Origin of the sequence: Mycobacterium sp. IS-1264 (genome assembly GCF_001954195.1) — a bacterium.
Taxonomy (GTDB): domain Bacteria; phylum Actinomycetota; class Actinomycetes; order Mycobacteriales; family Mycobacteriaceae; genus Mycobacterium.
This window is the reverse complement of the sequence record NZ_MBES01000074.1, coordinates 185,902-211,786: the sequence shown is the minus strand read 5'-3', so window position 1 is coordinate 211,786 and position 25,885 is coordinate 185,902. Positions and strand designations below refer to the sequence as shown.

At 67.1% G+C, this 25,885-nt stretch carries 31 protein-coding genes and 4 tRNA genes; 21 read left to right on the top strand and 14 right to left on the bottom strand.

Annotation, left to right across the window (positions count from 1 at the left end; translation table 11 throughout):
• Positions 1-10 precede the first annotated feature (10 nt).
• Positions 11-511 (bottom strand): hypothetical protein, encoded by a 501-nt coding sequence (locus A5744_RS19585; RefSeq protein WP_076063831.1) that lies wholly within the window; start codon positions 509-511, stop codon positions 11-13.
• Between the two features lie 113 nt (positions 512-624).
• Here A5744_RS19585 and A5744_RS19580 point away from each other — a divergent pair, with 113 nt between their 5' ends.
• On the top strand, positions 625-1,104 hold the full coding sequence (locus tag A5744_RS19580) for a helix-turn-helix domain-containing protein (protein ID WP_076063830.1): 480 nt from the start codon (positions 625-627) through the stop codon (positions 1,102-1,104).
• A gap of 149 nt (positions 1,105-1,253) precedes the next feature.
• On the opposite strand, the gene A5744_RS19575 is transcribed toward A5744_RS19580, so the two are convergent.
• Entirely contained in the window at positions 1,254-1,547 is a 294-nt protein-coding gene (locus A5744_RS19575) for a hypothetical protein (RefSeq protein WP_076063828.1), read from the bottom strand.
• 124 nt (positions 1,548-1,671) lie between these two features.
• On the bottom strand, positions 1,672-2,295 hold the full coding sequence (locus A5744_RS19570) for a DUF4352 domain-containing protein (RefSeq protein WP_240563111.1): 624 nt from the start codon (positions 2,293-2,295) through the stop codon (positions 1,672-1,674).
• A 482-nt stretch (positions 2,296-2,777) separates the two neighbouring features.
• Between A5744_RS19570 and A5744_RS19565 the strand changes: the two genes are divergently transcribed.
• The 3 genes from A5744_RS19565 (at position 2,778) to A5744_RS19555 (ending at position 6,842) form a co-directional block, all read left to right on the top strand.
• On the top strand, positions 2,778-4,040 hold the full coding sequence (locus A5744_RS19565) for a hypothetical protein (RefSeq protein ID WP_083679338.1): 1,263 nt from the start codon (positions 2,778-2,780) through the stop codon (positions 4,038-4,040).
• A 1-nt stretch (position 4,041) separates the two neighbouring features.
• Complete coding sequence (locus A5744_RS25245; protein ID WP_076063826.1) at positions 4,042-5,691, top strand: NHL repeat-containing protein; 1,650 nt, start codon at positions 4,042-4,044, stop codon at positions 5,689-5,691.
• A 152-nt stretch (positions 5,692-5,843) separates the two neighbouring features.
• Entirely contained in the window at positions 5,844-6,842 is a 999-nt protein-coding gene (locus A5744_RS19555; RefSeq protein WP_170874539.1) for a YncE family protein, read from the top strand.
• A 103-nt stretch (positions 6,843-6,945) separates the two neighbouring features.
• Here the strand turns inward: A5744_RS19555 and A5744_RS19550 are convergent.
• Positions 6,946-7,017 (bottom strand) — tRNA-Val (locus A5744_RS19550).
• A gap of 178 nt (positions 7,018-7,195) precedes the next feature.
• Between A5744_RS19550 and A5744_RS19545 the strand changes: the two genes are divergently transcribed.
• The 3 genes from A5744_RS19545 (at position 7,196) to A5744_RS19535 (ending at position 7,459) form a co-directional block, all read left to right on the top strand.
• A tRNA-Gly gene (locus A5744_RS19545) sits at positions 7,196-7,268 on the top strand.
• Positions 7,269-7,296: 28 nt separating this feature from the next.
• Positions 7,297-7,370, top strand: a tRNA-Cys gene (locus A5744_RS19540).
• A gap of 14 nt (positions 7,371-7,384) precedes the next feature.
• Positions 7,385-7,459: transfer RNA gene (locus A5744_RS19535), tRNA-Val, on the top strand.
• Between the two features lie 14 nt (positions 7,460-7,473).
• On the opposite strand, the gene A5744_RS24450 is transcribed toward A5744_RS19535, so the two are convergent.
• On the bottom strand, positions 7,474-8,472 hold the full coding sequence (locus A5744_RS24450; protein ID WP_139331421.1) for a hypothetical protein: 999 nt from the start codon (positions 8,470-8,472) through the stop codon (positions 7,474-7,476).
• A gap of 349 nt (positions 8,473-8,821) precedes the next feature.
• Between A5744_RS24450 and A5744_RS19525 the strand changes: the two genes are divergently transcribed.
• Positions 8,822-9,775: an aminoglycoside phosphotransferase family protein gene (locus A5744_RS19525; RefSeq protein WP_076063819.1), complete on the top strand. Its 954-nt coding sequence runs from the start codon at positions 8,822-8,824 to the stop codon at positions 9,773-9,775.
• Positions 9,776-9,832: 57 nt separating this feature from the next.
• Entirely contained in the window at positions 9,833-10,150 is a 318-nt protein-coding gene (locus tag A5744_RS19520; RefSeq protein ID WP_076063817.1) for a hypothetical protein, read from the top strand.
• 9 nt (positions 10,151-10,159) lie between these two features.
• Here the strand turns inward: A5744_RS19520 and A5744_RS19515 are convergent, their stop codons facing one another.
• Positions 10,160-10,468, bottom strand: a complete 309-nt coding sequence (locus A5744_RS19515; RefSeq protein ID WP_076063815.1) for a hypothetical protein — start codon at positions 10,466-10,468, stop codon at positions 10,160-10,162.
• A 150-nt stretch (positions 10,469-10,618) separates the two neighbouring features.
• Between A5744_RS19515 and A5744_RS19510 the strand changes: the two genes are divergently transcribed.
• Positions 10,619-10,894 (top strand): hypothetical protein, encoded by a 276-nt coding sequence (locus A5744_RS19510; RefSeq protein ID WP_170874538.1) that lies wholly within the window; start codon positions 10,619-10,621, stop codon positions 10,892-10,894.
• 9 nt (positions 10,895-10,903) lie between these two features.
• Here the strand turns inward: A5744_RS19510 and A5744_RS19505 are convergent, their stop codons facing one another.
• On the bottom strand, positions 10,904-11,155 hold the full coding sequence (locus tag A5744_RS19505; RefSeq protein ID WP_076063813.1) for a hypothetical protein: 252 nt from the start codon (positions 11,153-11,155) through the stop codon (positions 10,904-10,906).
• Between the two features lie 368 nt (positions 11,156-11,523).
• Between A5744_RS19505 and A5744_RS19500 the strand changes: the two genes are divergently transcribed.
• Positions 11,524-11,859 carry a DUF732 domain-containing protein gene (locus tag A5744_RS19500; RefSeq protein ID WP_076063811.1) on the top strand — a complete coding sequence of 112 codons (336 nt, stop codon included), beginning with the start codon at positions 11,524-11,526 and terminating at the stop codon, positions 11,857-11,859.
• A 189-nt stretch (positions 11,860-12,048) separates the two neighbouring features.
• Here the strand turns inward: A5744_RS19500 and A5744_RS19495 are convergent, their stop codons facing one another.
• Positions 12,049-12,405, bottom strand: a complete 357-nt coding sequence (locus tag A5744_RS19495; RefSeq protein WP_076063809.1) for a DUF732 domain-containing protein — start codon at positions 12,403-12,405, stop codon at positions 12,049-12,051.
• A gap of 86 nt (positions 12,406-12,491) precedes the next feature.
• Between A5744_RS19495 and A5744_RS19490 the strand changes: the two genes are divergently transcribed.
• On the top strand, positions 12,492-13,109 hold the full coding sequence (locus A5744_RS19490; protein WP_076063808.1) for a hypothetical protein: 618 nt from the start codon (positions 12,492-12,494) through the stop codon (positions 13,107-13,109).
• Between the two features lie 3 nt (positions 13,110-13,112).
• Here the strand turns inward: A5744_RS19490 and A5744_RS19485 are convergent, their stop codons facing one another.
• Positions 13,113-13,454: a DUF732 domain-containing protein gene (locus A5744_RS19485; RefSeq protein WP_076063806.1), complete on the bottom strand. Its 342-nt coding sequence runs from the start codon at positions 13,452-13,454 to the stop codon at positions 13,113-13,115.
• Positions 13,455-13,561: 107 nt separating this feature from the next.
• Between A5744_RS19485 and A5744_RS19480 the strand changes: the two genes are divergently transcribed.
• Genes A5744_RS19480 through A5744_RS19470 form a run of 3 tightly spaced genes read left to right on the top strand, consistent with a single transcriptional unit; the run spans position 13,562 to position 15,345 of the window.
• Complete coding sequence (locus A5744_RS19480; protein WP_076063804.1) at positions 13,562-14,299, top strand: Clp protease N-terminal domain-containing protein; 738 nt, start codon at positions 13,562-13,564, stop codon at positions 14,297-14,299.
• A gap of 21 nt (positions 14,300-14,320) precedes the next feature.
• The gene (locus A5744_RS19475; protein WP_076063802.1) at positions 14,321-14,845 is read left to right on the top strand and encodes a hypothetical protein; all 525 of its coding nucleotides are present in this window, start codon (positions 14,321-14,323) and stop codon (positions 14,843-14,845) included.
• Positions 14,833-15,345: a GNAT family N-acetyltransferase gene (locus tag A5744_RS19470; protein ID WP_240563109.1), complete on the top strand. Its 513-nt coding sequence runs from the start codon at positions 14,833-14,835 to the stop codon at positions 15,343-15,345. The genes A5744_RS19475 and A5744_RS19470 overlap by 13 nt, the downstream gene beginning before the upstream one ends.
• Here A5744_RS19470 and zapE read toward each other — a convergent pair.
• On the bottom strand, positions 15,323-16,399 hold the full coding sequence (gene zapE / locus A5744_RS19465) for a cell division protein ZapE (RefSeq protein WP_139331419.1): 1,077 nt from the start codon (positions 16,397-16,399) through the stop codon (positions 15,323-15,325). The genes A5744_RS19470 and zapE overlap by 23 nt on opposite strands.
• Between zapE and A5744_RS19460 the strand changes: the two genes are divergently transcribed.
• The 4 genes from A5744_RS19460 to msrB are packed head-to-tail and all read left to right on the top strand — an operon-like array spanning position 16,398 to position 20,441.
• The gene (locus A5744_RS19460; RefSeq protein ID WP_076063799.1) at positions 16,398-17,162 is read left to right on the top strand and encodes a pyrimidine reductase family protein; all 765 of its coding nucleotides are present in this window, start codon (positions 16,398-16,400) and stop codon (positions 17,160-17,162) included. The two genes, zapE and A5744_RS19460, sit on opposite strands and share 2 nt — an antisense overlap.
• 14 nt (positions 17,163-17,176) lie before the next feature.
• Entirely contained in the window at positions 17,177-18,736 is a 1,560-nt protein-coding gene (locus tag A5744_RS19455) for an alpha/beta fold hydrolase (protein ID WP_076063796.1), read from the top strand.
• A gap of 35 nt (positions 18,737-18,771) precedes the next feature.
• Entirely contained in the window at positions 18,772-20,034 is a 1,263-nt protein-coding gene (gene aftC / locus A5744_RS19450; RefSeq protein WP_240563108.1) for an arabinofuranan 3-O-arabinosyltransferase, read from the top strand.
• Positions 20,031-20,441, top strand: a complete 411-nt coding sequence (msrB, locus tag A5744_RS19445) for a peptide-methionine (R)-S-oxide reductase MsrB (RefSeq protein WP_076063793.1) — start codon at positions 20,031-20,033, stop codon at positions 20,439-20,441. Before aftC ends, msrB begins: the two co-directional genes overlap by 4 nt.
• 16 nt (positions 20,442-20,457) lie before the next feature.
• Here the strand turns inward: msrB and A5744_RS19440 are convergent, their stop codons facing one another.
• The 4 genes from A5744_RS19440 to hemE are packed head-to-tail and all read right to left on the bottom strand — an operon-like array spanning position 20,458 to position 24,345.
• Positions 20,458-21,207 (bottom strand): class I SAM-dependent methyltransferase, encoded by a 750-nt coding sequence (locus A5744_RS19440; RefSeq protein ID WP_076063791.1) that lies wholly within the window; start codon positions 21,205-21,207, stop codon positions 20,458-20,460.
• Positions 21,204-21,899 carry a hydrogen peroxide-dependent heme synthase gene (gene hemQ / locus A5744_RS19435; RefSeq protein ID WP_076063789.1) on the bottom strand — a complete coding sequence of 232 codons (696 nt, stop codon included), beginning with the start codon at positions 21,897-21,899 and terminating at the stop codon, positions 21,204-21,206. The genes A5744_RS19440 and hemQ overlap by 4 nt, the downstream gene beginning before the upstream one ends.
• Positions 21,900-21,904: 5 nt before the next feature.
• Entirely contained in the window at positions 21,905-23,278 is a 1,374-nt protein-coding gene (locus A5744_RS19430; RefSeq protein WP_076063787.1) for a protoporphyrinogen oxidase, read from the bottom strand.
• Positions 23,275-24,345 (bottom strand): uroporphyrinogen decarboxylase, encoded by a 1,071-nt coding sequence (hemE, locus tag A5744_RS19425; RefSeq protein WP_076063785.1) that lies wholly within the window; start codon positions 24,343-24,345, stop codon positions 23,275-23,277. The genes A5744_RS19430 and hemE overlap by 4 nt, the downstream gene beginning before the upstream one ends.
• Positions 24,346-24,397: 52 nt before the next feature.
• Between hemE and A5744_RS19420 the strand changes: the two genes are divergently transcribed.
• Both A5744_RS19420 and A5744_RS19415 read left to right on the top strand, forming a co-directional pair.
• Positions 24,398-25,204 carry an enoyl-CoA hydratase/isomerase family protein gene (locus tag A5744_RS19420; protein ID WP_076063783.1) on the top strand — a complete coding sequence of 269 codons (807 nt, stop codon included), beginning with the start codon at positions 24,398-24,400 and terminating at the stop codon, positions 25,202-25,204.
• Between the two features lie 144 nt (positions 25,205-25,348).
• Positions 25,349-25,885, top strand: a complete 537-nt coding sequence (locus tag A5744_RS19415) for a DUF3000 domain-containing protein (RefSeq protein WP_233147926.1) — start codon at positions 25,349-25,351, stop codon at positions 25,883-25,885.

Genomic DNA, 25,885 nt, shown 5'->3' with positions numbered 1-25,885 from the left:
CGCCGCGATGTCAGCCACCGGTCGATCCCACGAGCGTGGCCTGTTGTCCGGCGAGGCGTTGCTCGGCGTACTCGCGTCCTTTGCCGGAGTCGCGCAGCACTGCGGCCGCGATGTCGGCCAGACGGACCACGCGTCCGCCGGCACCCCAGTTGCCGTCGGGGATTTCGTTGCCAATGACCCAGATCCTCAGGGCGTCTTGGTCGTAACGCCCGTCTTCGGCGGCCAGGATCGCGTTGGTGATGGCGGCGACGACACTTGCGGTGCGCGCGTCGTCGAGCTGGCCCTGCGGCACTGAGGCGATCACCTTGTAGTGCGGGGCCGAAGGTGTTTCACCCGCATGCAGCATCGCCGCGGGCCGATGCAGCCACACCTTGGCCAAGGATCGCGCGACGGGATCGGACGGGTCGGCTCCCTCGTGTTCGATCAAGATCTCGGCGAGCTCGCGCAGGAGCCGGGTTTCGGTTTCCTCCGGCAAAGCATCTTCGGGGATGTAAACGTCGAGCATGGGCATAGCAGTGCGCCTTCCGGTTCGAGGGCGGGCCTCGCAAAGCACCCTGAGTTGTTTTACACAACGCAGGCTAGCTGGAGCTGAGTTGCAATGTCAAACTCTGGTAGGCTGAGGCCATGCCTGACCTGCGTGACAGCTATACCGCGGAGAACTGTTCGATCAAGCGGGCGCTCGAGGTCGTCGGCGAAAAGTGGACCCTGCTCGTCATGCGGGAGGCGTTCTACGGTGCCCGCCGATTCGATCAGTTCCAAGCTCGCATCGGATGCGCGCGCAACATCCTCAGCGAACGCCTGGTGACTTTGACCGAGGCCGGGCTACTGCAGCGAGTCCCCTATCGCGAACCTGGACAACGGGAGCGACACGAATACCGGCTCACCGACAAAGGATTGGACCTCATCACCGCCGTCATCGCCCTCATGCAATGGGGGGACCGCTGGCAAGCCGACGCTGACGGACCACCGGTCCAGATACTGCACCGCGACTGCGGCCATCCCGTCGAGGCCATCCTTCGCTGCCCCCACGACGACACTCTCCTGTCCGCCCGCGAGCTTCAACCCGTGCCCGGACCGGGCGCCCGCCGGAGAGGCGCTGTGTGACTTGCCGATCCTCGTGCCGCCGAGAAGCTTTCGCTGCGCCGAACGTGCACGTGTGGCGGAAAATTTCGCGAAATCTCACCCTGAGAGCACGTTGGGTGAAGATGCCCGTGCCAGCCCCAACCCCGACCGCGAATTAACGACTCACGGCACTAGACGAACTGCATCGTGACGGTTCCGATGGTCTGCGAGGCGTCGGCGACCAGGGTGGCCAGTTGGCCCTGCAGCGTGGTCGTGGCCTCGCTCACCGGCTTGTCACAGAAGCGGCAGTGCGTCTTGAACTGCGGCTGGTCCTGCTCATCCGGCCAGAATCGGCGATCCCCGACCATAGCGCCGGGGTCGTACACGACCGACTGGTGCGGGGCCTCCTTGAGGATCCGACCCACGGGGTGGCGTTGCGGGCATTCGAGTTTCAGCACGCCGATGCCCTCTTGGTTGGCTGCCATCGTCCACCGTCCTTGTCTCGCGCTCTGTAGCGGCTGGGACTAGTCGATCACGATTTTGGTCGGAGTGGTCGGGTGGTCGATATCGCGCCTCGTGGAGTCACATTCGCGGCAAGCGTGGCGGAACTCAGGTGAGAAGGACCTGGACGCCTGCTGAGAAGATTGACTCGTGCAGCTGCAGCGTACCGCTCGGAGGAGTCCCGACCGGAACATCAAAGGACACGACAACTTGGATGCTGTTGCCTGGGTTTACGGGCACGTTGGCGGCTTGCGTCCACATCGCAGCAGCGCTGTTGGCCTCAAATACGCTGTCGTGGATCTTCAGTTTCTGGTTCGTCGCGAAGAACGTCTGGGGTTTGTTGCCGGCATTAGTAACGGTCATATGGACGTTCAGGAAAACGCCCTGCGCGGTCACCTGCATGAATTGGTTAGATGGAATGCCGGCAATCTTGGACTGGTCGACCGAAGTGACGACGAACACGGTGTCGCCGTCGCGTGCTTCCTGTCCCACTGCGGCCGGGGGCGCCTTGGTCGTCGTAGTGATGGTGATCGAAGGAGGCATCGTCGGCGCATGCTGAGCGGAAGGCGTCACGGTCTTGCCTGTGTGGTGACCGACTGCCGCACCAATGACGATGAGCGCTCCACAGCCACCGAAGAAAAGCGCCACAACGCCGATAAGGATCCACGGCCACACCGGGCGCTTCCGCGGCGGTTGGTAAGGGTAGGGATTCCAGTTGGATGGCGTGGTCACAGTTCGCGGACTCTACGTGATCAACTCCTGCTCTGGAGTCGATTCACGGCCGAAAGACTTCGAATCAATTGATGAGTCGACTGCGCGTTCGACAATCACCATTGCGCCCACTTCATGGCTGACAACAACCCGTACGGCCAGTCGGAGCCACGGATGCCGTTAGACCGCGAGCGCCGAGGGTGCCAAGGCGGCAGAGCAGCAGCGGTCGGTCGGACGGCGGCCGCGGCGTAGTCCGTGCTTCCCCTCGGACTCAAGGGCTTGTCATATGTGCCAAAAGTGTCCGCGACATTGTCGAGGGCGGCTTTGACGCGCAGTTGTTGGTCGCGGACGCCTTAGGCCTGAGGCTCCCTACCTCGCGGCGGGGCGCACAAGAACCGCGCAAGAATCACGCAAGGTATCAGCGACATCGTTGCCGCAATTGCCAGAGCAGCCGTGAACGGTGACGCTCCCAACCACTTACCGCTCGCGGGAAAGGAACCGAAATGATTGCAAGTTTGCGCCACGCGCCCGGCGGCCACGAAGCCCCGGGGAGGACATGGCGACGGCGCGCAGGCCTCGTCGCGCTGGCCGCGGTTCTGGCGGCAGGGTGCTCGTCGAACGACGCGACCGCATCGCACCAAGCGCCGGGTAGCCCCACGACATCCGTGCCGACCGCGGCTGCAGAGATGGCGGCTCATGGGGTCGAGAAATCGATCGGCGACGTGCCCTGGTCGCAAGTCGGTCCGGGCTGGATGCTCGCCACATGGAGCCCGGCCGAGAGCGTGCCTCCCGGCGGGTCGCGGCCTCCGGGCTCGCCGGCGCCCGACACGGTCCCCGTCACCCTGTACCTCGTCGACCCGGCGGGCGGTCGCTACGCGATCACCACCTTCCCGCCGAACGCTGAACCCAGTGGGGTCGACTGGTCGGGCGACGGCAGCCACGCCGTTTGGGCCTCCGCGGGCCCCGGAAAATCGACGGTGATCACCGAGCTCGACCTGCACAACGGCACCCGCACCACATTCACCGTTGATGGCTCGTCTGTCGCACCTCGTTTCACGCGCCCCGACGGCAAGGCGCTGCTGCTGACAGTGGACAAGAAACTGATGCGGGTCGACCTGGCCGGCAATCCGCAGCTGACCTATCCGACCGACAAGCTCGCGAGCGCCTACGACGGTCAGTACCTCGCAACCCCGGACGGCACGCAGCTGGTGCTGGGTACCGCCTCCGGCCTTGCTCTGATGGGCAACGACGGAACAGTCGGTAAGGAGCTGTCGTCTGCGGCAGGAAGCTGCTCACCGGTGCGATGGTGGGACGCCGACGCGAAAGCCGTCCTCGCCAACTGCAGTGTCGCAAACCAGCGCGCACGGCTCTGGCTGGTCCCCATCGACGGTTCGGCACCGACCGCGCTGACCGCGCCGATAACGGACCCGGCGTCGCACGACAACGGCGACATAAGCGCATGGCAACTGCCGGCCGGCACCTATGTCCAGTACGCGGGTGGATGCGGCGCCATCCACCTCGGCAAGCTCAACCCCGATGGCACGGTGTCCAAGGTGTCGGTGCCCAACGTCGATCCGAGTCACAGCATCTACGTGATCGGCGTCCACGGCGGGAACCTCGACCTCAAAGCCACGGTCGCCGGTTGCGGGCCCGCCCAGTCGCTGCTCGAGTACGACCCCGCCGCCGGCACCACCAACGTTCTGCTGGGACCGCCGCTCAACGGCGGCGCGGTCATCAGCGCAGTGCCTTACCCGGGCGAGAAGTAGCGTGCGACCGCACCAGCGGCCGTGGCGGCAACGCGCAAACGCCACGATCGTCGCCCTCGCCGTGGCCGTCACCGGCGTCGCAGCGTGCCACTCGCGGTCGACGCCGGCGCCCCAACAAAGCGTGCTGCCGCTGGGCGGTCTCAACCACCCCGCCGGCGTCGCGGTGGATACCAACGGCGCGGTGTATGTCGCCGACAGCGGCAACCAACGGGTGGTGAAGTTGGCCCCCGGGTCGAACAGCCCGATGGTGCTGCCGTTCAGCGGGCTCAACTACCCCGACAGCGTGGCGGTGGACAAAGCCGGCTCCGTCTATGTCACTGACGACCACAACAACCGGGTCGTGAAACTGCCGGCCGGGTCCAACACCCAGACGGTGTTGCCGTTCACGGGCCTCAACGGCCCGGATGGCGTGGCAGTGGATGCGGCCGGCGCCGTCTACGTCGCCGACTACCTCAACGCCCGGGTGGTCGAGTTGACCGCCGGGTCGACCACCCAGACGGTGCTGCCATTCACCCACCTCGGCCTCCCGCGCGGTGTCGCGGTGGACGGCGCGGGCACCGTCTACGTCGCCGACTTCGGCGGCAAGCGGGTGGCGAAGCTGGCGGCCGGCGCGACCACCCAGGCCGTGCTCCCATTCGACGGCCTCCGAGGCCCCATCGGGGTGGCGGTGGACACGGCTGGAAGGGTTTCCGTCACAGACTATTTCAACAACGCCGCGGTGACGTTGGCAGCCGGATCGTGCAGCCAGACGGTGTTGCCGTTCACCGGCCTCACCGGCCCCGAGGGTGCGGCGGTCGACACCGCCGGAAGTGTGTATGTGGCCGACGGCCAAAACAACAGAGTCGTAAAGCTCTCGTCGGCGCAGTCGACGGCGCCGCCGGCGTGCCGACAGATGGTACTGCCCTTCACCGGCCTCGACGATCCCTGGGCCGTGGCGGTGGACAACGCCGGCAATGTCTATGTCGTCAACAACAGCCCGGGCGAGCACCGCAACCGGGTAGTCAAGCTGGCGGCCGGGTCCAACACCCAAACCGACCTGCGGTTCGCCGGCCTCGGCTTCCCCGAGAGCGTGGCGGTCGACACCGCCGGCAACACGTACGTCGTCGACAACACAACCAATCGAGTGGTGAAGTTGGCGCCGGACTCCAATACCCAGACCGTGCTGCCGTTTTCCGGCGTCGGCCCCCGGGATGTCGCGGTCGACACCGCGGGCGATGTATTCGTCACCGATTACCGCAAGAATCGGGTGCTGAAGTTGGCCGCCGGGTCTAAAACGCCAATTGTCCTGCCGTTCACCGGCCTTGGCGACCCTGGGGGGCTTGCGGTAGACACCGCCGGCGATGTCTACGTCGTCGACTTCGACAAGGTCATGAAGCTGGCGGCCGGGTCGAACAAGCCAACGGTCCTGCCGTTCACCGGCTTCAGCCGAGTCGGCGGCCCGCACGGCGTGGCGGTGGACACGGCGGGCGCGGTCTACGTCGCCGACTCCGCCAACAAGCGGGTCGTGAAGCTCGCGGCCGGGTCGAACACCCAAACTGTGCTGCCAATTGCCGGTCTCGGCGAGCCGTGGGGGGTGGCGGTGGACGCGTCGGGCGCCGTCTACGTCACCGACCGCGATAGCGCCGAGGTGGTGAAGGTGGCGGCGGACTGATGCGTCGCACGATTTTGCCTGCGCTGCAAGGTGTTTGAACCGGCACAAGAACCAAGCAAGAAACACGCAAGGCGCCCACCGCAGCCTTGACGTGACCGACCACACCAGCCGCGCGCGGCGACCCAATGTTCGGCGGAAAGGAAAGCCAAGTCATGAAGAACGCAAAAATCGCGGCGCTCTCCATCGCGACCGCCGCGACAGCGCTCGTGCTGCTCGCCGGGGCCGACATCGGCGTCACCGGATGCAGTAAGACGCCGCCGACTTACCGGGTTACGGCCACGGTGCCCGTCGGCAAGTGGGCGTCGGGGGTGGCGGTGGACCCGGGCACCCACACCGCCTACGTCACCAACGTCGACGACAGCACGGTGACGCTGATCGATGGCTCGACGCGCACCGTCACCGCCACCGTGCCCGTCGGCAAGAGTCAGGACCCGGTCGGGGTGGCGGTGGATCCGGGCACCCACGCCGTCTACGTCATCAGCGCCTATAACAAGGTGGCGGTGATCGACGGGTCGACGCGCACCGTCACGGCCACCGTGCCGGTCGGCGACCACCCGATCGGGGTCGCGGTGGATCCGGGCACCCACACCGTCTACGTCGCCAACAGCGGCCCCGCGCTGCCGGTGTCGGTGATCGACGGCTCGACGCGCACGGTCGTCGGCACCGTGCCCGTCGGCGGCCACCCGGTCGGGGTCGCGGTGGATCCGGGCACCCACACCGTCTACGTCGCCAATCAATTCGACAACACGGTAACCGTGATCGACGCCTCGACACGCACGGTCGTCGCCACGGTGCCCGTCGGCGGCCACCCGGGCGAGGTGGCGGTGGACTCGGGCAGCCACGCCGTCTACGTCGCCAACGAAGGCGACGGGACGGTGTCGGTGATCGACCCGTCGACGCGCACCGTCACCGCCACCGTGCCCGTCGGCAAGCAGCCGGACGGGGTGGCGGTGGATCCGGGCACCCACACCGTCTACGTCACCAACAACCGCGACAACACGGTGTCGGTAATCGACGCCTCGACCCGCACCGTCACCACCACCGTGCCCGTCGGCACGCACCCGGGCGGGGTGGCGGTGGATCCGGCCAGCCACGCCGTTTACGTCACCAACGGCGGCGACAACACGGTGTCGGTGATCGAATCTCGATAGTGGTTGCAAGGGCCCGCCGGGCGACGGATTGTCTTGTACGCCAAGGAGCGTGGGTGCACCAAACCTGTACCAAACCCGGCGGTGTTCGTGCAGGTCAGCAGGGTGGTCCCGGCTGGGATCGAACCAGCGACCTTCCGCGTGTGAAGCGGACGCTCTCCCACTGAGCCACGGGACCGGCGCCGAGAGGCGAACGACGTCGAAGGGTAGCACGGCCGGGACTTCGCGGGACGCCAGCTGCGCCCGCGAGGGTCGCGCGATAGCCTGGACACGGCCCGCGTCAAGAGATTTGTGTGGGCCCGCTTACGTGGACTATCGTCGTCCTTCGCACCGGGCGACGATCTCGTCCGTTGCGCGCGGATGTAGCGCAGTTGGTAGCGCATCACCTTGCCAAGGTGAGGGTCGCGGGTTCGAATCCCGTCATCCGCTCGAAGGTGCAAGTGGCATCAATCCCAGCGGTGGAGTGGCCGAGTGGTGAGGCAACGGCCTGCAAAGCCGTGCACACGGGTTCGATTCCCGTCTCCACCTCCAAAGTTCGACTCCCAGCGCGATTAGCTCAGCGGGAGAGCGCTTCCCTGACACGGAAGAGGTCACTGGTTCAATCCCAGTATCGCGCACCAGCGGCCGCAGTGCCCTATTCGCTCATCGCGGAAAATTCCAGCCACATGTGTTTCTTGATCACGCGCATGTGAGCTATCGCCACCACTATCAAACTGCTCAGCGCGCCTCCCGCAAGCCCCACTACGAGCGCAATCAACACCTTGTGCTGGGGCGCCGACTCCCATTGGTGGAGGATCGGCGCGGCCAATCCTTCGTAAAGTCCTACTAGCACAGCAAACGAAAGAATTGGAACTCCGGTCAACGCCAGGCGCTGTTCGGTTGTATCTAGTTGGATCCCCAGGCGCGGCGCGGCTTTCGCCACCAACAAGTAAACGCAGGTAGTAAAGATGATGGCGCCCGCCGCTGAGACAAATCCGAGCAGGACCAGATTCGCCGTCAAGGAAAACACCAAGAGGCCACCAATGCATTGCTGTATCCAAAAAATAAGCGCCAGCAACAAGCCGCCCCACAGTCCGATAGCGAATGGATGGGCCACTCGCACAATAACCGCACCGTTAAGCCTAATCTTTAACCTGCGGAAGGCGAAGTAATTCAGCAACAGAGAAATTATCAGCGCCCCGACAAATCCTATGACAACTCCATATACGCCGATGACCGCCATTCTGGTTACAAACGATACGGTATGGGCGGTTGATTTTACGGTAGGCCCAGTTTCCAAAAATAACGGCACCAAAGGGACCGTGATGCCTTCTAACAGCGCAAACAGCCAGACCAGATGCCAAGACAAGTTGACGTCGACTTTTGCACATCGCTCCTGCATCGATCTCCTGTCGGGCGTCGCGTACTCGCTCGGGATCCCGGGCGCGCTAACAGAAAATTCGACGGCACAGCGGCGTTTGACGAAGGTCTGCCCGCACCCTTGGCAAGACTTTATCGTGGCATCGGGTGTGAGCAGCAATTTATGCGCTGGATAGAACCAAGAATGCACCGGCCACTGTTCGGCGCAAACTTGGTCAATCCGGCGCCCGGCACCGCGCCGTGCGGCCGGCTGACCTCGCAGAATCTGACCCACAACGGCGCCACGCAAGCAGCGCCGTTGTGGGTCAGCAGAACTGATTTAGGCGCAGGTTACTGTTCCGGGTATCGAACCGCTGCAACCAGTTATCGTGCATCCGGTCGAACCCAACATCACCGCGACCAATGCCACGGCCGCCGCGCCAGCTTTCAACATCCGCCGCTTGCTGCTCTTAGCGTTCATCGGATGCCCTTTCATCTCGGGTTGAACACCTGTCTAACAACGTTTGATGCTACCGCCGTCGGACGGAACGGGGAAGAACATTTTTGCCGTTTTGAGGTCGAGTGTCGGCGCCCATAAAGCACCGAATGCGCCGCACTATAAATGGAGTCAACAAACTGATAACATGCTGCAGCTCAAACCGAGTTTTCCGGTCAAGATCCAAAATTATGCATTCATCATGAACCCACTGGAGCGAGCGGTCGCGGGTTTCGTGACGCGGCAACTTAGCTGTCAGCCCGACCGCGTTATCCGGGTCGATTCCTTCGCCACCAACGTGGTTTACGAGGTCGACGCGGGCGGACGTCGATTCGTCGTGAAAGCGTCGACGAGCCATGACGCGTTGGCGGCCGAGGCGTGGGCATGTGCGCGGGGCGCGGAGGCGGGCTGTGGCGCTCCGGAGATCCTGGCGCTGGGGCGCCTCGGCGGGAAGGACAGCATGAGCGCCCTGGCGATGAGCCGCATTCCCGGCGAACCGATCGCGCCGGGGCATCCGGCGATTGTCGAGGTCGGGGCCGCGCTGCGACGCTTGCACGACACGAGATCACCAGGCTTCGGCTGGCTTGCGGAGGCGACGTGGAACGAGAGCGGCGGCTTCTCGCCGCCGCACACCTCCTGGCCCGGCTTCCTACAGAACATCTGCGGCGAGGTTCGTCGCATGGCCGGCACCGATTCGATCGCGGACACCGTGGCTGACGAGGCGGCGGCGGCACTCGGCGCTCACGCCGGAGCGCTGGCCGCCGTCGAGGTCGGGGCGTTGTGTCACGGCGATCTGAAGGCTTCCCACATCCTCGTCGATGCGGACAGGCTCTCCGGCGTAATCGATTGGGGTGACGCGGTTGTCGCGGATCCCAGGTGGGACATCGCGCGGTTTACGCATCGCGCCGATACGGCGTCGGTCTCCTTATTGCTTGAGGGGTATCGCCCCGATCGCGCGGCGAGCGACGAGCTGGCCTGGTGCATTCCGCTCTATGCGGCGCTGTGGATGCTCGTCGACGCGTCCGTCGCGCACAATCTGGGACGCCCCGCCGAGGCGCCGCTGGCCGAGGCGATGGCGCATTTGCAACGGCTACCCGGCTAGCGCGCGCGCCGCGGAATCCGTGCAATGATCGAGTGGCAGTAGTCCAAGGGAGACGCCATGACTGCATTCAAGATCACGTCGCGGGGGTTGTCCGTCTTCATCGTCGGCCTGGGCGCCGCACTGACGGCCGCAGGGCTGATCGCCGCGGCGCCGCCGGCCAACGCCGGCTGCCAGTACGGAGGACCCGTTATCAGCAAGTGCGATGGACCCGTCCAGCCCGATGGCACCTGGCAACGTTGCGTGGTATCTACCCATTGGATCCTGAACGGCATGAGTTCCTACCAAGTGCCCGAAAGACGTTGCGATCCGATGGGCCCTGGCCAGCAGCCGTGGGGTTCCGGCTTCGCCGACCCGCCTACGCACATCGACGACTGAAAGGCTCCGCTACGGGTGCTCCTGCATGACGCATTGCACGATCCCGTTGGCGACGCGCGAGTCGAATCCGGTCTGCTCCAATTTCTGAGCTTCCGCGGCAGGGGAAACACCGGCCTTGAGATCCATCTGGACCGATCCGGCGAGCTGCTGACTTTGTGGGTTGGGTTCGCTCAGCGGGATTTCCGTAATGGTTCCCACGCAGCGCCGGTAACCGCTCATATCAGCGCGGGCAGACGGCGCCTCCATCAGCACGAGCGGGGCGATTGACAGGACGGCCATTACGACGCCGGCCGCCGCGGCGACATTGGTGAATCGCATTCACGCATAGTATCGCCGAGAATGCCCAAGGTAAACGGCCATTTGGGGTCGCCGTCCGGCGAGAAGCGTTGGTGGACAAGGGCGCCGGAATGGTAGATGGCAAAATGGAGACCCGGCTGGCAGTTGATCGAGGGCAAAGCAGAGGACACAGTGAGGATCGCTACGAAAATCGTCGCCGGCGGGCTCGTCGGCCTCGTGTCATTGTTTTGCGCCGGCGTCGCCCAGGGCGATAGCGACCAGGAGAAGGAGGCATGCCAGCTGATGGACGACCCGGAGGCCGCTCAATTGGGTTATGCGCCAGCCGAATACGCCTTCATGTTATTGCGTGCGAAGATGTCGGCCGAGACCGCAAGGGTTGTCATGTCCGAGGCCGCCCATGACGTCTGCCCGAATCACATCATCGACCTACCGGCCGGCTGGCGGTAACGCCCGAAGTTAGTCGGCAACCATGAGAGACGCCGCGAGCGCGTAGGCCCGGACGGCGGTCGCCAATCTCAGCCGCGAGCCGTTGAACCGAGCCCATCCAAATGACGCATCGATCAAGAGATCGGCGAAGCGGGCCAGCTCACGGTCCTCCGGCGGATTGTCGGCGACCGCGATGGCCGCTCTGCACAATCGGCCGGGGTCGACGTTGTCCTCCCGCACAACGGCTTCCGCGAGCATGATCAATTCGGTAGTGCTGTCCACTTTTCTCCCGTTTCGGTGTTGAATCCGGACGCAGTCAACCGCCCGTATAAGAGTGCGTAGCGGGTCGTATTGGCCATCTGCGTTTGCCGCCCGAGCGACAAGGCGGTCACCGGCATGATGGGTGCGGGCCGGAGACGCCAGCCGTTTCATGTTATCAACGGTGCAAACGTGACTACAGATGCAGTAGTCACTATTGAGATACAAGTGGTTCACAGCGGGGAAACGTATCGACCGGGGTTGACCTGGGACGACGCCTCGTATCGGGTTCGTCAAGAATTTATTGAGAAACCATAAAGGCCCTGTGCCGATTCTGTTGTCAACGCAAAACAGCGCCCCCCACAACACACATCAGCACAAGGAGTACCCCGATGTTCACTCGCCGTTTCGCAGCCCCCGCAGCCCGCGCCACCCTGACCGCCGCCGCGCTCGGCCTCGCCGCACTCGGCTTCGCCGGCACCGCAGGCGCAACCACTGTCGATGACGCCTTCCTCGCGCAGCTGCAAGCCGACGGAATCACGCCGCCCACCGCGGCGCGCGCCATCAGCGACGGCCACGCCGTCTGCAAAGCCCTCGACAACGGCCACTCGAGCCAGGAGGTCATCAGCGCGGTGGCCCAGTCCACCGGCCTGAGCACCAAGAGCGCCAAGACGTTCGCCGTCGACGCCGCCTCGGCCTACTGCCCGCAATACGTCACCTCGACCTAACAGCCACCACCGTCGATGCGGGGGCCCGCCCGGGCCCCCGCATCGAGCCGTGTAAAGGACTGCGCCGCAGCCGTTTACGGTGGACCGCTGACCGCGGCGAAATCGCTCCCGCAGCTGTGGATCGTTTTCCCACCCAGAGCACCATGGCGTTGGCAACACAGGTGGGCTGCGCGGGGCCGGCCGCGCCCGTCAGCGCCCCAAGGCGGCGAGCGATGCGTCCTGACGCGCGCGGGCGAGGGCGGCGGGGCAGTACGCCTCCGCCGCGATGCCGGTGAACTTCGCCGCACCGTCGCCCGCGAAGCCGGGGTTGTATTGCTCCAGGTTCTTGACGACGTCCACGGCGGCCATTCCCCCGTTGACCAGATCGCACACCTTTTTGCCGGCCGCCACCGCGCGGTCGGGATCCTGATAGGTCAGCCCGGCCTGGTTGAGCGCGGCGAGAAAGGCTTGATCGGTGCCGTTGCCGCCGTCGGTGTTGTCGGCGTGTGCCGGCGCGGCCATCGCGACCATGGTGGCGACGCTCAACAGCATCGGCAGACGTCTCATAGCTCCCCGATTCTGGCAGAGGCCACGCCGGTGTGCATCCCGGGCGAGTGCCGAGCCGGTGGGCGGATGGTGTTATCTAGGACGACGTGGCGGCCATCATCGTTCTCGACGTCTTTGTCGGCATCATCGCTGTGCTCGGGCTGATCGCCCTCGCGAATCGCCTACGGGCACAGCGCAAAAACCCGCGCGCCAAAGGCGTCCTGATGGTTATCGATCGGCTCACGCCGCGCCGCCGGGGCCAGGCCCGGCTCGAGGTGAGGCTGCGGATGGCGGGGCCGACCGTGCGTTACGAAGTGGGGCTCGACCTCGAAGCGGACGGCAATCGATTCGACGTCTCGACGCCCAAACCCGCGATACGCCCGTCGATGGGCTGCGACGACGAAGAACTGTCGTGGGCTTTTGAGATTCCCGACGAGGACCTCGACAGGGTCTGGGTGATCGCCTCGTGGATGGAGGCGCGGGGCACCGGCCTCAGGATGGCGGCGCTGGCGTGGAATCTGAGCACGCGCGAGGTCTACGAGTGGAGGTGGGCGGCCGACTGGCGACTCTCGCGGGCAGGCCACTGGCGGAAGCGACGATCGGCACCGACGCCCCCGCGCACCATTCCCGGGCTAGGGCCGCTGGAACTCGGCCGGGCGCCCACAGGTCGGCGGCCACCGACCACGGAACCCGACGAGGGCGGGGCGGCGCCGGCCGAAGGTTGACTCCTACGACGGCGCGGGGGTCTCAGAGCTCGGGCTCGAGCTGGTGTCCGATGCGGTATCCGGGCAGTACGTGGTCTGGGCGATGGCCGCGAACTTGGCGGCTTTGTCCGGGTTCAGCGAGGCGTTCTTGGTTCCGAGCGTCTTGACGACAGTCGACATGTCGGTGCCCCCGCTGACCTTGTCGCACACCCATTTCCCGGCCCCTACCGCCGCATCCGAGTCGGAATAAGTGATACCGGCCGCTTTGAGCGAGGCGAGGAATGAGTCGTCGCTGCTATCGGCGTGGGCGGGCACGGCCAGGCCGATTGCCGCGGCAAAACCTGCCAGGGTCAGAAGTAGTTTCATGAGTCAGCATTGTCGCAGCGCAGGTACCCGGCCGCACTACGTGTAACAAAGCATTAACCGTCAACCCTGAGTTGACATCCCCAGGGCGTCAACCTACCGTTGACGACATGGCCGATTCCACGCCCATCGCCTATCCCGTCCGCCTCGACGAGATGATCAACGCGATCAAACAGGTACACACCGACGCGCTTGATCAACTGGCCGACGCCGTGCTGGCGGCCGAGCATTTGGGTGAGATCGCCGACCACTTGATCGGCCACTTCGTCGACCAGGCGCGCCGATCGGGAGCATCCTGGACGGACATCGGCAAGAGCATGGGCGTCACCAAGCAGGCCGCGCAGAAGCGGTTCGTCCCCCGGGCCGAGGCCACCACCCTGGATCCCGAACAGGGTTTCGGGCGCTTCACGCCGCGGGCCCGCAACGCCGTCGTGGCGGCCCAGAACGCGGCGCATCAGGCGGCCAACGCCGAGATCACCCCCGACCATCTGCTGCTCGGCGTGCTGGACGATCCGGCCGCATTGGCCACGCAGCTGTTGCAACGGCAACGGGTCGACGTCAAGGCGCTCAGGGCCGCCATAACCCTTCCCGCGTCCACCGGAGAGCCTCCCAAACTCATCCCGTTCAGCGGCCCGGCGCGCAAGGTGCTGGAGCTGACCTTCCGCGAGGCACTTCGGCTGGGCCACAACTACATTGGCACCGAACACATGCTGATGGCCCTGCTCGAACTCGAGGACGGCGCGGGACCGCTGCACTCCGCCGGCGTCGACAAGGAACGGGTTGATGACGATGCCGCGGCGGCGCTCGAAGCACTGGCCAGCGGGAAGCACCCCTCCCCTTCTGCATAGCGCCTGTGCAATCATGCGATGATGCATCGCTGGCTGATCGCCCTGTCCGCCTTACTCGTTGCCGCCGCGAGCGTCGCCACCGCCGGGGTCGCGGCTCCGCCCGCGCGGGCTCAAGACGCACCGATCGGCCACATCGGCGACACGCTGCGGGTGGCCACCGACACCTACATCGCCGACGTCACCGTCAGCAGCGTGGCCCCCTGCGACCCGCCGCCCGGCTTCGGCTACACGCGCAGCGGCGTTCCGATCAAAAGCTTCCCCGGCAGCACCCCCAACCGGGCGGATGTGACGGTCCGCGCGATCCGGGTGCCCAACCCGTTCATCTTGGCGACCGTGTTCAGCTTCGACGGGGTGACTCCATTTGCCGACGCCTACAAGCCGCGTGCGACCGACGCACCCGACGCGCTGGACAACGTGCTCACGAATGCGCCGAACGGGGCGATCGTCCGGGGCGGGGTGTACTGGGACGCCTACCGCGATCCGGTCTCCAATGTCGTACTGCTGGACAAGAAGACGGGCCAGCATCTCGCGCAGTGGAACCTCTGACGCTCGAGGTTCACCTCGCCACGACGGATTGCGTCGACGAGCTGGCCGCGGTCGCCGCGCGCACCTTCCCGCTGGCCTGCCCACCGTCGATGGCGCCGGAGAACATCGCGTCGTTCGTCGACACCCACCTGTCGGCCGACCGCTTCTCGGACTACCTGGCCGACCCGCAATACGCCGTCCTCATCGCCACGAAGAACCGCCGAATCATCGGGTACGCCATGCTCGTTCGCGGCTTGGACGACACCAGCAGCGCCGAGCTGTCGAAGATCTACGTCCTGCCGGAGTTGCACGGCACCGGGGTCTCGACGGCGCTGATGGAGCGCGCGCTGGCCCTGGCCGGCGACTGGAGCGTGCGCCGCGTCTGGCTCGGCGTCAACCAGAAAAACCAACGCGCGCAACGCTTTTACGCCAGGAGCGGTTTCGAGGTCAGCGGCACCAGGACGTTTCAGGTGGGCGACGCCACCGAGGACGACTTCGTCATGACCCGCGAGGTGCGTTGACCCAGGCGGTCAGCGCCAACAGCCGAGACGTGGCCCGCAAATACTTCTTTCGGTATCCGCCGGCCAGCATCTCCTCGCTGAAGATGGTGTCCAGCTTGGCCCCGGACGCCACCACCGGGATGCCGGCGTCGTACAGCCGATCGGTCAGCGACACCAGCCGCAGCGCGACGTTCTGGTCATCGATGCCGTGCACGCCGGTCAAAAACACCGCCGTCACGCCCTCGATGAGCGTCAGGTACCGCGACGGATGCATGGTCGCCAGGTGCGCGCACAACGCGTCGAAGTCATCGAGCGTCGCGCCCTCCACCGCCGCGGCACGCGCGGCGACCTGATCGTCCGGCAGCGGCGGCGGCGCCGGGGGCAGATCGCGGTGCCGGTAGTCCGGGCCTTCGATCCGCACGGTCGTGAAAATCCTTGCCAGCGTGTTGATTTCACGCAGAAAGTCCTGGGCGGCAAATCGGCCCTCGCCGAGTTGCTCGGGCAGCGTATTGGAGGTGGCGGCCACCGACACCCCCCGCTCGACCAGCGACGAGAGCATCCGCGAGATCAGGGTGGTGTTGCCCGGGTCGTCGAGTTCGAACTCGTCGATGCACACCGCCGTGTAGTCGGCCAGCAGATCGATGCACTCGGCGAAGCCGAACACCCCGGCCAGCTGGGTCAGCTCCCCAAACGTCGCGAACGCCTTGGGGTCCGGCAGCTCGTAGTAGGCCGAGGCCAGCAGGTGAGTCTTGCCCACCCCGAAACCGCCGTCCAGATACAGTCCGACGCCGGGCAATACCGCCCGCCTGCCGAACAGCTTTCGGCGACCGGCCCGGCGTTGCACCGCCTCTCCGCAGAAATCCCGGCAGGCCACGACGGCGGCCGCCTGGGTGGGTTCGGCCGGATCCGGGCGGTACGTCGCGAAGCTCACGTCGGCGAACGTTGGCGGCGGCCGCAATTGGGCGATCAGCCGCTCGGGCGACACGGTGGGATGCCGATCGACCAGGTGAGCCACCCGGCCGGAAGCGGACCCGTGCATGCAGGAACTGTAGCGGCGTGCTGCAATCGAGCCCATGCCCCTTCCTGAGGCGCCGCCGCTGACGCTGCTCGGCTCGGCACGCGAACTCGACGACGGCGAACTCCCTCAGCTCTACGCGTATCCCGACAAAGACAAGACATGGGTGCGCGCGAATTTCATCACCAGCCTCGACGGCGGCGCCACCGCCGACGGCAAAACCGGCACCATGGCGGGGCCCGGAGACCGATTCATCTTCCACCTGCTCCGCGAGCTCGCCGACGTCATCGTGGTCGGCGCGGGCACCGTGCGGATCGAGGGATACTCCGGGGCGCAGTTGGGCGCCGTCCAGCGCCAGCGCCGACAGGCCCGCGGTCAAAGCGAAGTCCCGCAATTGGCGATCGTGACGAAGTCGGGTCACCTCGACCGGGACATGGGGGTGTTCACCCGCACCGAAGTGTCACCGCTGGTGCTCACCTGCACGGCGTCCGCCGATGCGACACGCCGCCGGCTCTCCGGTCTTGCCGAGGTGATCGACTGCTCCGGCGGCGATCCGGACCGGGTCGACGAGGCCGCCCTGCTGGCGATCCTCGGGGCGCGCGGCATGCGCCGCGTCTTGACCGAGGGCGGGCCGATGCTGCTCGGCGCGTTCGTTCAGCGCGACCTGCTCGATGAGCTGTGCCTGACCATCGCGCCCTACGTGGTCGGCGGCCTGGCCCGGCGCATCGCGACCGGCCCGGGCCAGGTGCTGGCCCCGATGCGCTGCGTGCATGTTCTCAGCGACGACGCCGGCTACCTGTACACCCGCTACGTGAAGGTCTAGCTACTGTGGTCGGCATGAGTCGGCAGCTGGCGTCCGCGGCGATCCTGGTCGCGACGAGCGTCGCGGTGGCCGGCTGTGTCCCGGGCCTGGGCGCAGACCCGCGGTTCGCCACGAATTCCGGTGCCCGCCCCCAGGGCGCGGCCACGACGAAGCCGCCGCCGGCCGGTCCGCCGCCGATCGCCGCGCCCAAGAACGACCTGTCCTGGCACGACTGCACGTCGCAGCTTTTCAATGACGCGGCGCTGCGGCCCCCGGCCGGGATCCAACTCGACTGCGCGAACTACGACGCCGACCTCGACCCCGTCAACGGCGGGTCCGGAACGGTGACCATCGGCGTGGTCCGTGCGCGGTCGAGCCAGACCCCGCAGGACGCGGGGCCCCTCGTCTTCACCACCGGCTCCGACCTGGCGTCCTCGGCGCAGCTGCCGGTCTGGCTCTCGCAGGCGGGCGGCGACGTGCTGCAGACCCACCCGATCGTCGCGGTGGACCGTCGCGGCATCGGCATGTCGAACCCCATCGACTGCCGGGATCACTTCGCCCGCACGGCGATGCGCGATCAGGCGCAATTCCAGACCGGCGACGATCCGGTGGCCAACCTGTCCGACATCGCCAACACCGCGACCACCAATTGCACCGACGCCATCGCGCCCGGCGACAACGCCTACGACAACGCACACGCCGCGTCGGACATCGAGCGGCTGCGCAGCCTGTGGGACGTGCCCGCCGTCGCGTTGGTCGGCATCGGCAACGGCGCCCAGGTGGCGCTGGCCTACGCCGCATCGCGGCCCGACAAGGTCGCGCGATTGATCCTCGACTCGCCAATTGCCTTGGGCGTCAACGCCGAAGCGGCCGCCGAGCAGCAGGTCAAGGGCCAGCAGGCCGCGCTCGACGCGTTCGCCGCGCAGTGCATTGCGGTGAACTGCGCGCTCGGCGCCGATCCCAAGGGCGCCGTCAGCGCGCTGCTGGCCGACGCCCGCGCGGGCAAGGGGCCCGGCGGCGCGTCGGTGGCGCAGGTCGCCAACGCCGTCACCGTCGCGTTGGGCTTCCCGTCCGGCGGCCGCGTCGGCGCCACCACCAGCCTGGCCAACGCGTTGTCCGCGGCGCGCTCCGGCGACGCCAGCCAGCTGAACAGCTTGATCAACCACGCCGATGCCACGCAGGACTCCGACGGCCAGTTCGTCAACTCCTGCAGCGATGCGATCAACCGCCCGACCCCGGACCGGGTTCGCGAACTGGTCGTCGCGTGGGGCAAGCTCTATCCGCAGTTCGGCACGGTCGCCGCGCTCAATTTGGTCAAATGTGTGCACTGGCCCACCGGTTCGCCGCCCGCGCCGCCGAAGAAGCTCAAGGTCGACGTCCTGCTCTCCGGTGTGCAGAACGACCCGATCGTGGGCAGCGAAGGGGTCGCCGCGACCGCCGCCACGATCATCAACGCCAACGCGGCCAGCAAGCGGGTGATGTGGCAGGGCATCGGCCACGGCGCCAGCATCTACTCGCCGTGCGCGGTGCCGCCGCTGATCGGCTATCTCAACAGCGGCAAGCTGCCGGGGACCGACACCTACTGCCCCGCCTGATACTTGGTCCCCTCCCCCCGGTGTACGGTGCGCTGGTGACCGCGCTCTCCGACGCCTTCCGACCCCGCACCGGCGCACCGAGTACGGCGACGATATTGCGGTCGGCGCTGTGGCCGGTGGCCATCCTGTCGGTACTGCACCGCAGCATCGTGGTCACCACCAACGGCAACATCACCGACGATTTCAAGCCGGTCTACCGCGCGGTGCTGAACTTCCGGCGCGGCTGGGACATCTACAACGAACACTTCGACTACGTCGACCCGCACTACCTGTATCCCCCGGGCGGCACGCTGCTGATGGCGCCGTTCGGATACCTGCCGTTCGCGCCGTCGCGCTACCTGTTCATCCTGATCAACACCATCGCGATCCTGATCGCCTGGTACCTGCTGCTGCGGCTGTTCAAGTTCACGCTGTCCTCGGTGGCCGCCCCCGCGCTGCTGCTGGCCATGTTCTGCACCGAGACCGTGACCAACACGCTGGTGTTCACCAACATCAACGGCTGCGTGTTGCTGGCCGAGATGCTGTTCCTGCGCTGGCTGCTGGACGGCCGGGTGAGCCGACAATGGTGGGCCGGGTTGGCGATCGGCCTTACGCTGACGCTCAAACCCGTGCTGGGCCCGCTGCTATTGCTCCCGCTGCTGAACCGGCAGTGGCGGACGCTGGTGCCGGCGTTCGCGGTTCCCGTCGTCATCAACCTGGCCGCCTGGCCTTTGGTGAGCGACCCGATGGACTTCGTCACCCGCACGGTGCCGTACATCATGGGCACCCGCGACTACTTCAACAGCTCGATCGAGGGCAACGGCGTGTACTTCGGGCTGCCCACCTGGCTGATCGTGTTCCTGCGAATCCTGTTCACGCTGATCGCGATTGGCGCCATGTGGCTGCTGTACCGCTACTACCGCACCCGCGACCCACTGTTCTGGTTCACCACGTCGACGGGCGTGCTGCTGCTGTGGTCGTTCCTGGTGCTGTCGCTGGCCCAGGGCTACTACTCGATGATGCTGTTCCCGTTCCTGATGACGGTCGTGCTGCGTAACTCGGTGATCCGCAACTGGCCGGCGTGGCTGGGGATCTACGGCTTCATGACGCTGGACCGCTGGCTGCTGTTCAACTGGATGAGATACGGCCGCGCCCTGGAATACCTGAAGATCACCTACGGCTGGTCGCTGCTGCTGATCGTGACGTTTACGGTCCTGTACTTCCGGTATCTGGACGCCAAGGCCGAGGACCGCCTCGACGACGGGATCGATCCCGCGTGGCTGACGCCCAAGCCCATCCGAGCTAGCGTGGATGCATGACTAGCCCGAAGCTGCACCTGACCGACGACGAGTGGCGCCAGAAGCTCACGCCCGAGGAGTTTCAGGTGCTCCGTCGCGCGGGCACCGAGCGGCCGTTCACCGGCGAGTACACCGACACCAAAACCGAAGGCGTCTACCAGTGCCGGGCGTGCGGGGCCGAATTGTTCCGCAGCACAGAGAAATTCGCGTCGCATTGCGGCTGGCCGTCGTTCTTCGACCCGGCCAACTCCGACGCGGTGATACTGCGTCCCGACCATTCGATGGGCACGACGCGCACCGAGGTGCTGTGCGCCAACTGCCACAGCCACTTAGGCCACGTGTTCGCCGGCGAGGGTTACCCCACGCCCACGGATCAGCGGTACTGCATCAACTCGATCTCGCTGCGCCTGGTGCCTGCGGGGAACTAGCGCGGGAGGACCTGCGTCAGTCTGCGCGGGTGGCGTGGCATTCCCAGAACGGCGCGTGCACCCGGCCGTTGACCAGCCACGGCTCCGTCGCGTGAAACCACTCCAGCATGGGCTGCACCTGGTCGGCCATGTCGGGGTTGCGCGCGATCATCATCTCAATCGTCTGGACGCTCATGTTGATCAAATAGGTGGTCGGGCCCAGGTAGGTGATCTCCCACCCGGCGTCGGGAAACACCCCACGAAAGTCGTCCTCAGGCAAGGACCGCATCATCTTGAAGCCGTTGACGTTGTGCTCGCCGAACTCGAACATGTACAGCCGCGCCCCGGGCCTGGTCGCCCTGTGCAGCGCCCGCGCATACGACTTCTTCATCTCGGGTTCGGTGCTGAAGACGTGGTAGAAGGCGCAGTCGACGACGGTGTCGAACCGGCCGTCGAGCCCCTCCAGCTTGGTGGCGTCGGCCACCTCGAAATTCACTGATACCCCGGCCTTTTGGGCGTTTTCCCGCGCGCGCTCGATGGCACCTGCCGACCCGTCGATGCCGGTCGCCGAGTAGCCCGCCGACGCGTAGTAGATCGCGTGGTGGCCCGGTCCAGTGCCCGGGTCGAGCACCTCGCCCTTAATCGCGCCCAGCGCGACCAACCGCTGGACGACGGGCTGCGGACCGCCGATGTCCCAGGGCGTGGCGGCCGGCAACCCGTGCGACATCCGCTCGTCGCGGTACATCTCTTCGAAGCGGGTGGGGTCCGTCGGATCGGGTTGGGTCATGGCAGCGCGTTCACCAGTTGCTCGACAGGCACCCGCGGGCCGGTGAAAAACGGTGTCTCCGCACGGGTATGACGTCGCGCGTCGGTGGCGCGCAGCTCGCGCATCAGGTCGGCGATGCGATCCAGCTCGGGCGCCTCGAAGGCCAGGATCCATTCGTAGTCGCCGAGCGCGAACGCCGGCACCGTGTTGGCCCGCACATCCTTGTACTCGCGGGCGGCCATGCCGTGCTCGGCGAGCATCCGGCGGCGCTCCTCGTCGGGCAGCAAGTACCACTCGTAGGACCGCACGAACGGATACACGCAGATGTAGGCGCCGGGCTCCTCGCCGGCCAGGAAGGCCGGGATGTGGCTCTTGTTGAACTCGGCGGGCCGGTGCAACGCCACGCTGCTCCAGACCGGCGAGCACGCGCGCCCCAGGGTGGTGGTGCGCCGGAAGTCGGCGTAGGTCGCCTGCAGCGCTTCGACGCGCTCGGCGTGCGTCCAGATCATGAAATCGGCGTCGGCCCGCAGGCCCGACACGTCGTAGAGGCCGCGGACCACGACGCCGCGCTCTTCCTGCAGCTTGAAAAACGTCGACGCGTCATCGATCACGGCGTCGCGCTGCTCGCCGAGTTCGCCGGGACGCACCGAGAACACCGAGAACATCAGGTAGCGAAGCTGCGAATTCAGCTCGTCGTAGTCAAGCTTGGCCATGAAACCTATCGTGCCACTTCCGCATCCGCGGCCTCGACGGCCCTGATGATGCGCTCGGCAGCGCGGCCCGCCGCCCCGATGCACGCCGGCACGCCGATCCCGTCCAGGTAGCCGCCGGCCACGGCGAGCGTCGGCGGCAGCCCGGCGCGCACCTCGGCGACCACGTCGGCGTGGCCCGGGCCGTACTGCGGCATCGCGTCGATCCAGCGTCGCACCAGCGCATCGACCGGCTCGACGTCCAGGCCGAACACCACTGCCAGGTCGCTGACCGCCCAGGACAGCAGCTGCTCGTCGGAGGCGCTGGACGCGAGGTTGTCGCCGTAGCGACCGAACGACAGCCGCAGGAACTGCGTGTCGCCCGCGATCCCCCACTTGCGCGACGACAGCGTGAGCGCCTTGGCGTGCAGGCGCTCACCGCTGGCGACCAGCACGCCGGAGCACTCGGGAAGCGGCGTGCTGCCCGGCACCGCCAGCGCCACCACCGCCGACGACGCGCTGCCGATCCGACTCGCGGCGGCGCCGCTGCGCGGGGCGGTCTCGGCCAGCAGGCGCGCCGCCCGCGGCGCCGGAACCGCGAGGATCACCCCGTCGGCGTGCCAGGAGGCGCCGCTGTCGTCGAGCAGCGACCAGCCGCGCCCGGCCCGTTCGAACCGGTCCACCGCGGCCCGGACCCACCGCGGCCGGGCGCGCTCGACGAGCTCGTCGATCAGCACCCGATAGCCGCCGTCGAGCGCGCCGAACACCGGTGCGTCGCTGGCCGGCGGCAACCCCTGGGCGACCGCGTCGGTCAGGCTGGCGGCACCGCGGTCCAGCGCCGCCGCCACGGTGGGCGCGGCCGCCCGCAGCCCGATCGTCGCCGCCGAGCCCGCGTACACCCCGCCCAGCAGCGGGTCCACCGACCGGGCCACCGTCTGTTCGCCGAATCGGTCGCCGACCAACTCGGCCACCGCGGGGTCGCCGCCGGGCCGCCAACCGAGGGGGCGGCCTGGTTCGGCGTCGATGCGCGCGACGGTCGCGTCGTCGACCAATCCGGCCAGCGAGGACCCCGACGACGGAATCCCGGTGACCGTGGCCGTCGGCAGCGGGTGCAGCTCGTGGGCGCTGTAGATCAAGGGCCGGGCGCCGGTGGTGGTCAGCTGGCGCCCCGACAGGCCCAGTTCGGCCAGCAGCGCCGGCATCTCGGGCCGGCGTCGCACGAACGCCTCGGCGCCGGTGTCCATCGGCCGTCCGGCCACCAGCTCGGTGCGCAGCACCCCGCCCAGGTTCTCGCCCGGATCGAACAGCGTGATCGCCGCGTCGTTACCAGCCGCCGCGCGCAGCCGGTAGGCCGCGGTCAACCCCGAAATCCCGCCGCCCACAACACAATACGAGCGCGTCATAGCGAGTGGACCAGCGCCACCAGCTCAGTCAGCACGCCGGGGTCGGTCTCCGGCAGCACCCCGTGGCCGAGGTTGAACACGTGGCCCGCGGCGCCCGCGTCGATGGCGCGGCGCCCGTCGTCGACGACGGCCCGTGCGGCGCGTTCGGTCACCGGCCAGCCGGCCAGCAGCACCACCGGATCGAGGTTGCCCTGCAGCGCGGTGCCGGGTTCGACGCGGGTGGCGGCGTCGGCGAGCGCGGTGCGCCAGTCCACCCCGACGACGCTCGCCCCGGCCGCCGACATCGCGCCCAGCAACTCGGCCGTCCCGACCCCGAAGTGCGTCATCGGCACGCCGCATTCGGACAGGGTGGCGAACACCCGACAGCTGTGCGGCAGCACGTATTGGCGGTAGTCGGCCAGCGACAGGGTGCCCGCCCACGAGTCGAACACCTGGATGGCGTCCACCCCGGCACCGATCTGGCCGCGCAGGAAGGCGATGGTGAGATCGGTCAGCTTCGACATCAACGCGTGCCAGCTCGCCGGTTCGGCCAGCATCATCGCCTTGGTGCGGGGATGGTTGCGGCTCGGCCCACCCTCGACCAGATAGGACGCCAGCGTGAACGGCGCGCCGGCAAAGCCGATCAGCGGAACGTCGCCCAGCGCGTCAACCAGTAGCGAAACGGCCTCACACACCGGCTGAATCGCTTGTGGGTCAAGGGGTTTCATGGCGTCGATGTCGGCGTCGGTGCGCACCGGCTGCGCGATCACCGGGCCGACATCGGTGACGATGTCCAGATCGACACCCGCGGCGCGCAGCGGCACCACGATGTCGGAGAACAGGATCGCCGCGTCGACGCCGTAGCGGCGTATCGGCTGCAGGGTGATCTCGCAGGCCACCTCGGGCTCGAAGCAGGCCGCCAGCATGCTGTGTCGCTCCCGCAGCGCCCGGTACTCGGGCAGCGAGCGGCCGGCCTGCCGCATGAACCACACCGGCACCCGGTTGGGTTTGCGCCCGGTGACGGCGGCCAGATACGGCGACTCGGGAAGCTCGCGACGAGCGCGCGCGGGGTTGTCGGGGTCCTTCATTGGCCTCAATGCTGCCACGAGGCCCGCCATTCGCTTGCGTAACATCAACCCGATGCCAGTCAACTACGGGGACTTCCCCAGCCTTCGGTGCGAAACCGGCGAGAACGGCGTCCTGACGCTCGTTCTCGACGCGCCCGGGCTGAATTCGGTCGGGCCGCAGATGCACCGCGACCTCGCCGACATCTGGCCGGTGATCGACCGCGATCCCGAGGTGCGCGTCGTGCTGGTCCGCGGCGAGGGCAAGGCGTTCTCGTCGGGCGGCAGCTTCGACCTGATCGAGGAAACCATGGGCGAATTCGAGGGCCGGATCCGCATCATGCGGGAGGCCCGCGATCTGGTGCTCAACATGGTCAACTTCGACAAGCCGGTGGTCTCGGCGATCCGCGGCCCGGCCGTCGGCGCCGGCCTGGTGGTGGCGCTGCTCGCCGACATCTCGGTGGCGGGCCGGACCGCGAAAATCATCGACGGCCACACCAAACTCGGGGTGGCGGCCGGCGACCACGCCGCGATCTGCTGGCCGCTGCTGGTCGGCATGGCCAAGGCCAAGTACTACCTGCTCACCTGCGAGACGCTGCTCGGCGAGGAGGCGGAACGCATCGGGCTGGTCTCCGCCTGCGTCGACGACGACGACGTCCTGCCGACCGCGACCCGCCTCGCCGAGAACCTGGCGCAGGGCGCCCAACACGCGATTCGCTGGACCAAACGCAGCCTCAACCACTGGTACCGCATGTTCGGTCCGACCTTCGAAACCTCGCTTGGCCTGGAATTTCTCAGTTTCGGCGGCCCCGACGTGCGGGAGGGCCTCGCCGCGCATCGCGAGAAGCGTCCGGCTCGATATCCCAGCGGAACCGGCGGCTGAGCAGGCGCAATGCGGGCTGGTAACGGGTTGGTCGCGACGCGCGCGGGAATCGGCGCGCCTGTTTCGGCGTGTCCTGGGGTAGGTCTACCGTCAAACGCTGTGACCTCTGCTGAACCGGCCCCATTCCGCGAGGCGGTGGCGGCGATGAACGCCGTGACCGCGCGGGCGGAGATCGAGCTGGGCCCCATTCGGCCACCGCAGCGCCTGGCGCCCTACAGCTACGCGCTGGGGGCCGAGGTCAAGCATCCCGACGTCGAGGTCGTCCCCGAGCGCTCCGAGGGCGACGCCTTCGGCCGGCTGATCCTGTTGTACGACCCGGACGGCGCCGACGCCTGGGACGGCACCATCCGCCTGGTCGCCTACATCCAGGCCGACCTGGACCCCAGCGAGGCCGTCGATCCCCTGCTGCCGGAGGTGGCGTGGAGCTGGCTGGTCGATGCGCTGGAATCCCACACCGACAACGTCACCGCCCTCGGCGGTACCGTCACCGCCACCACGTCGGTTCGTTACGGCGACATCTCCGGACCGCCCCGCGCCCACCAGCTGGAGCTGCGGGCATCCTGGACGGCGACCGACCCGGGGGTCGGAGTCCACGTTGAGGCGTTCTGCGACGTGCTGGAGCACGCCGCGGGCCTACCACCGACCGGAGTCACCGACCTGGGCTCCCGGTCACGCGCCTGA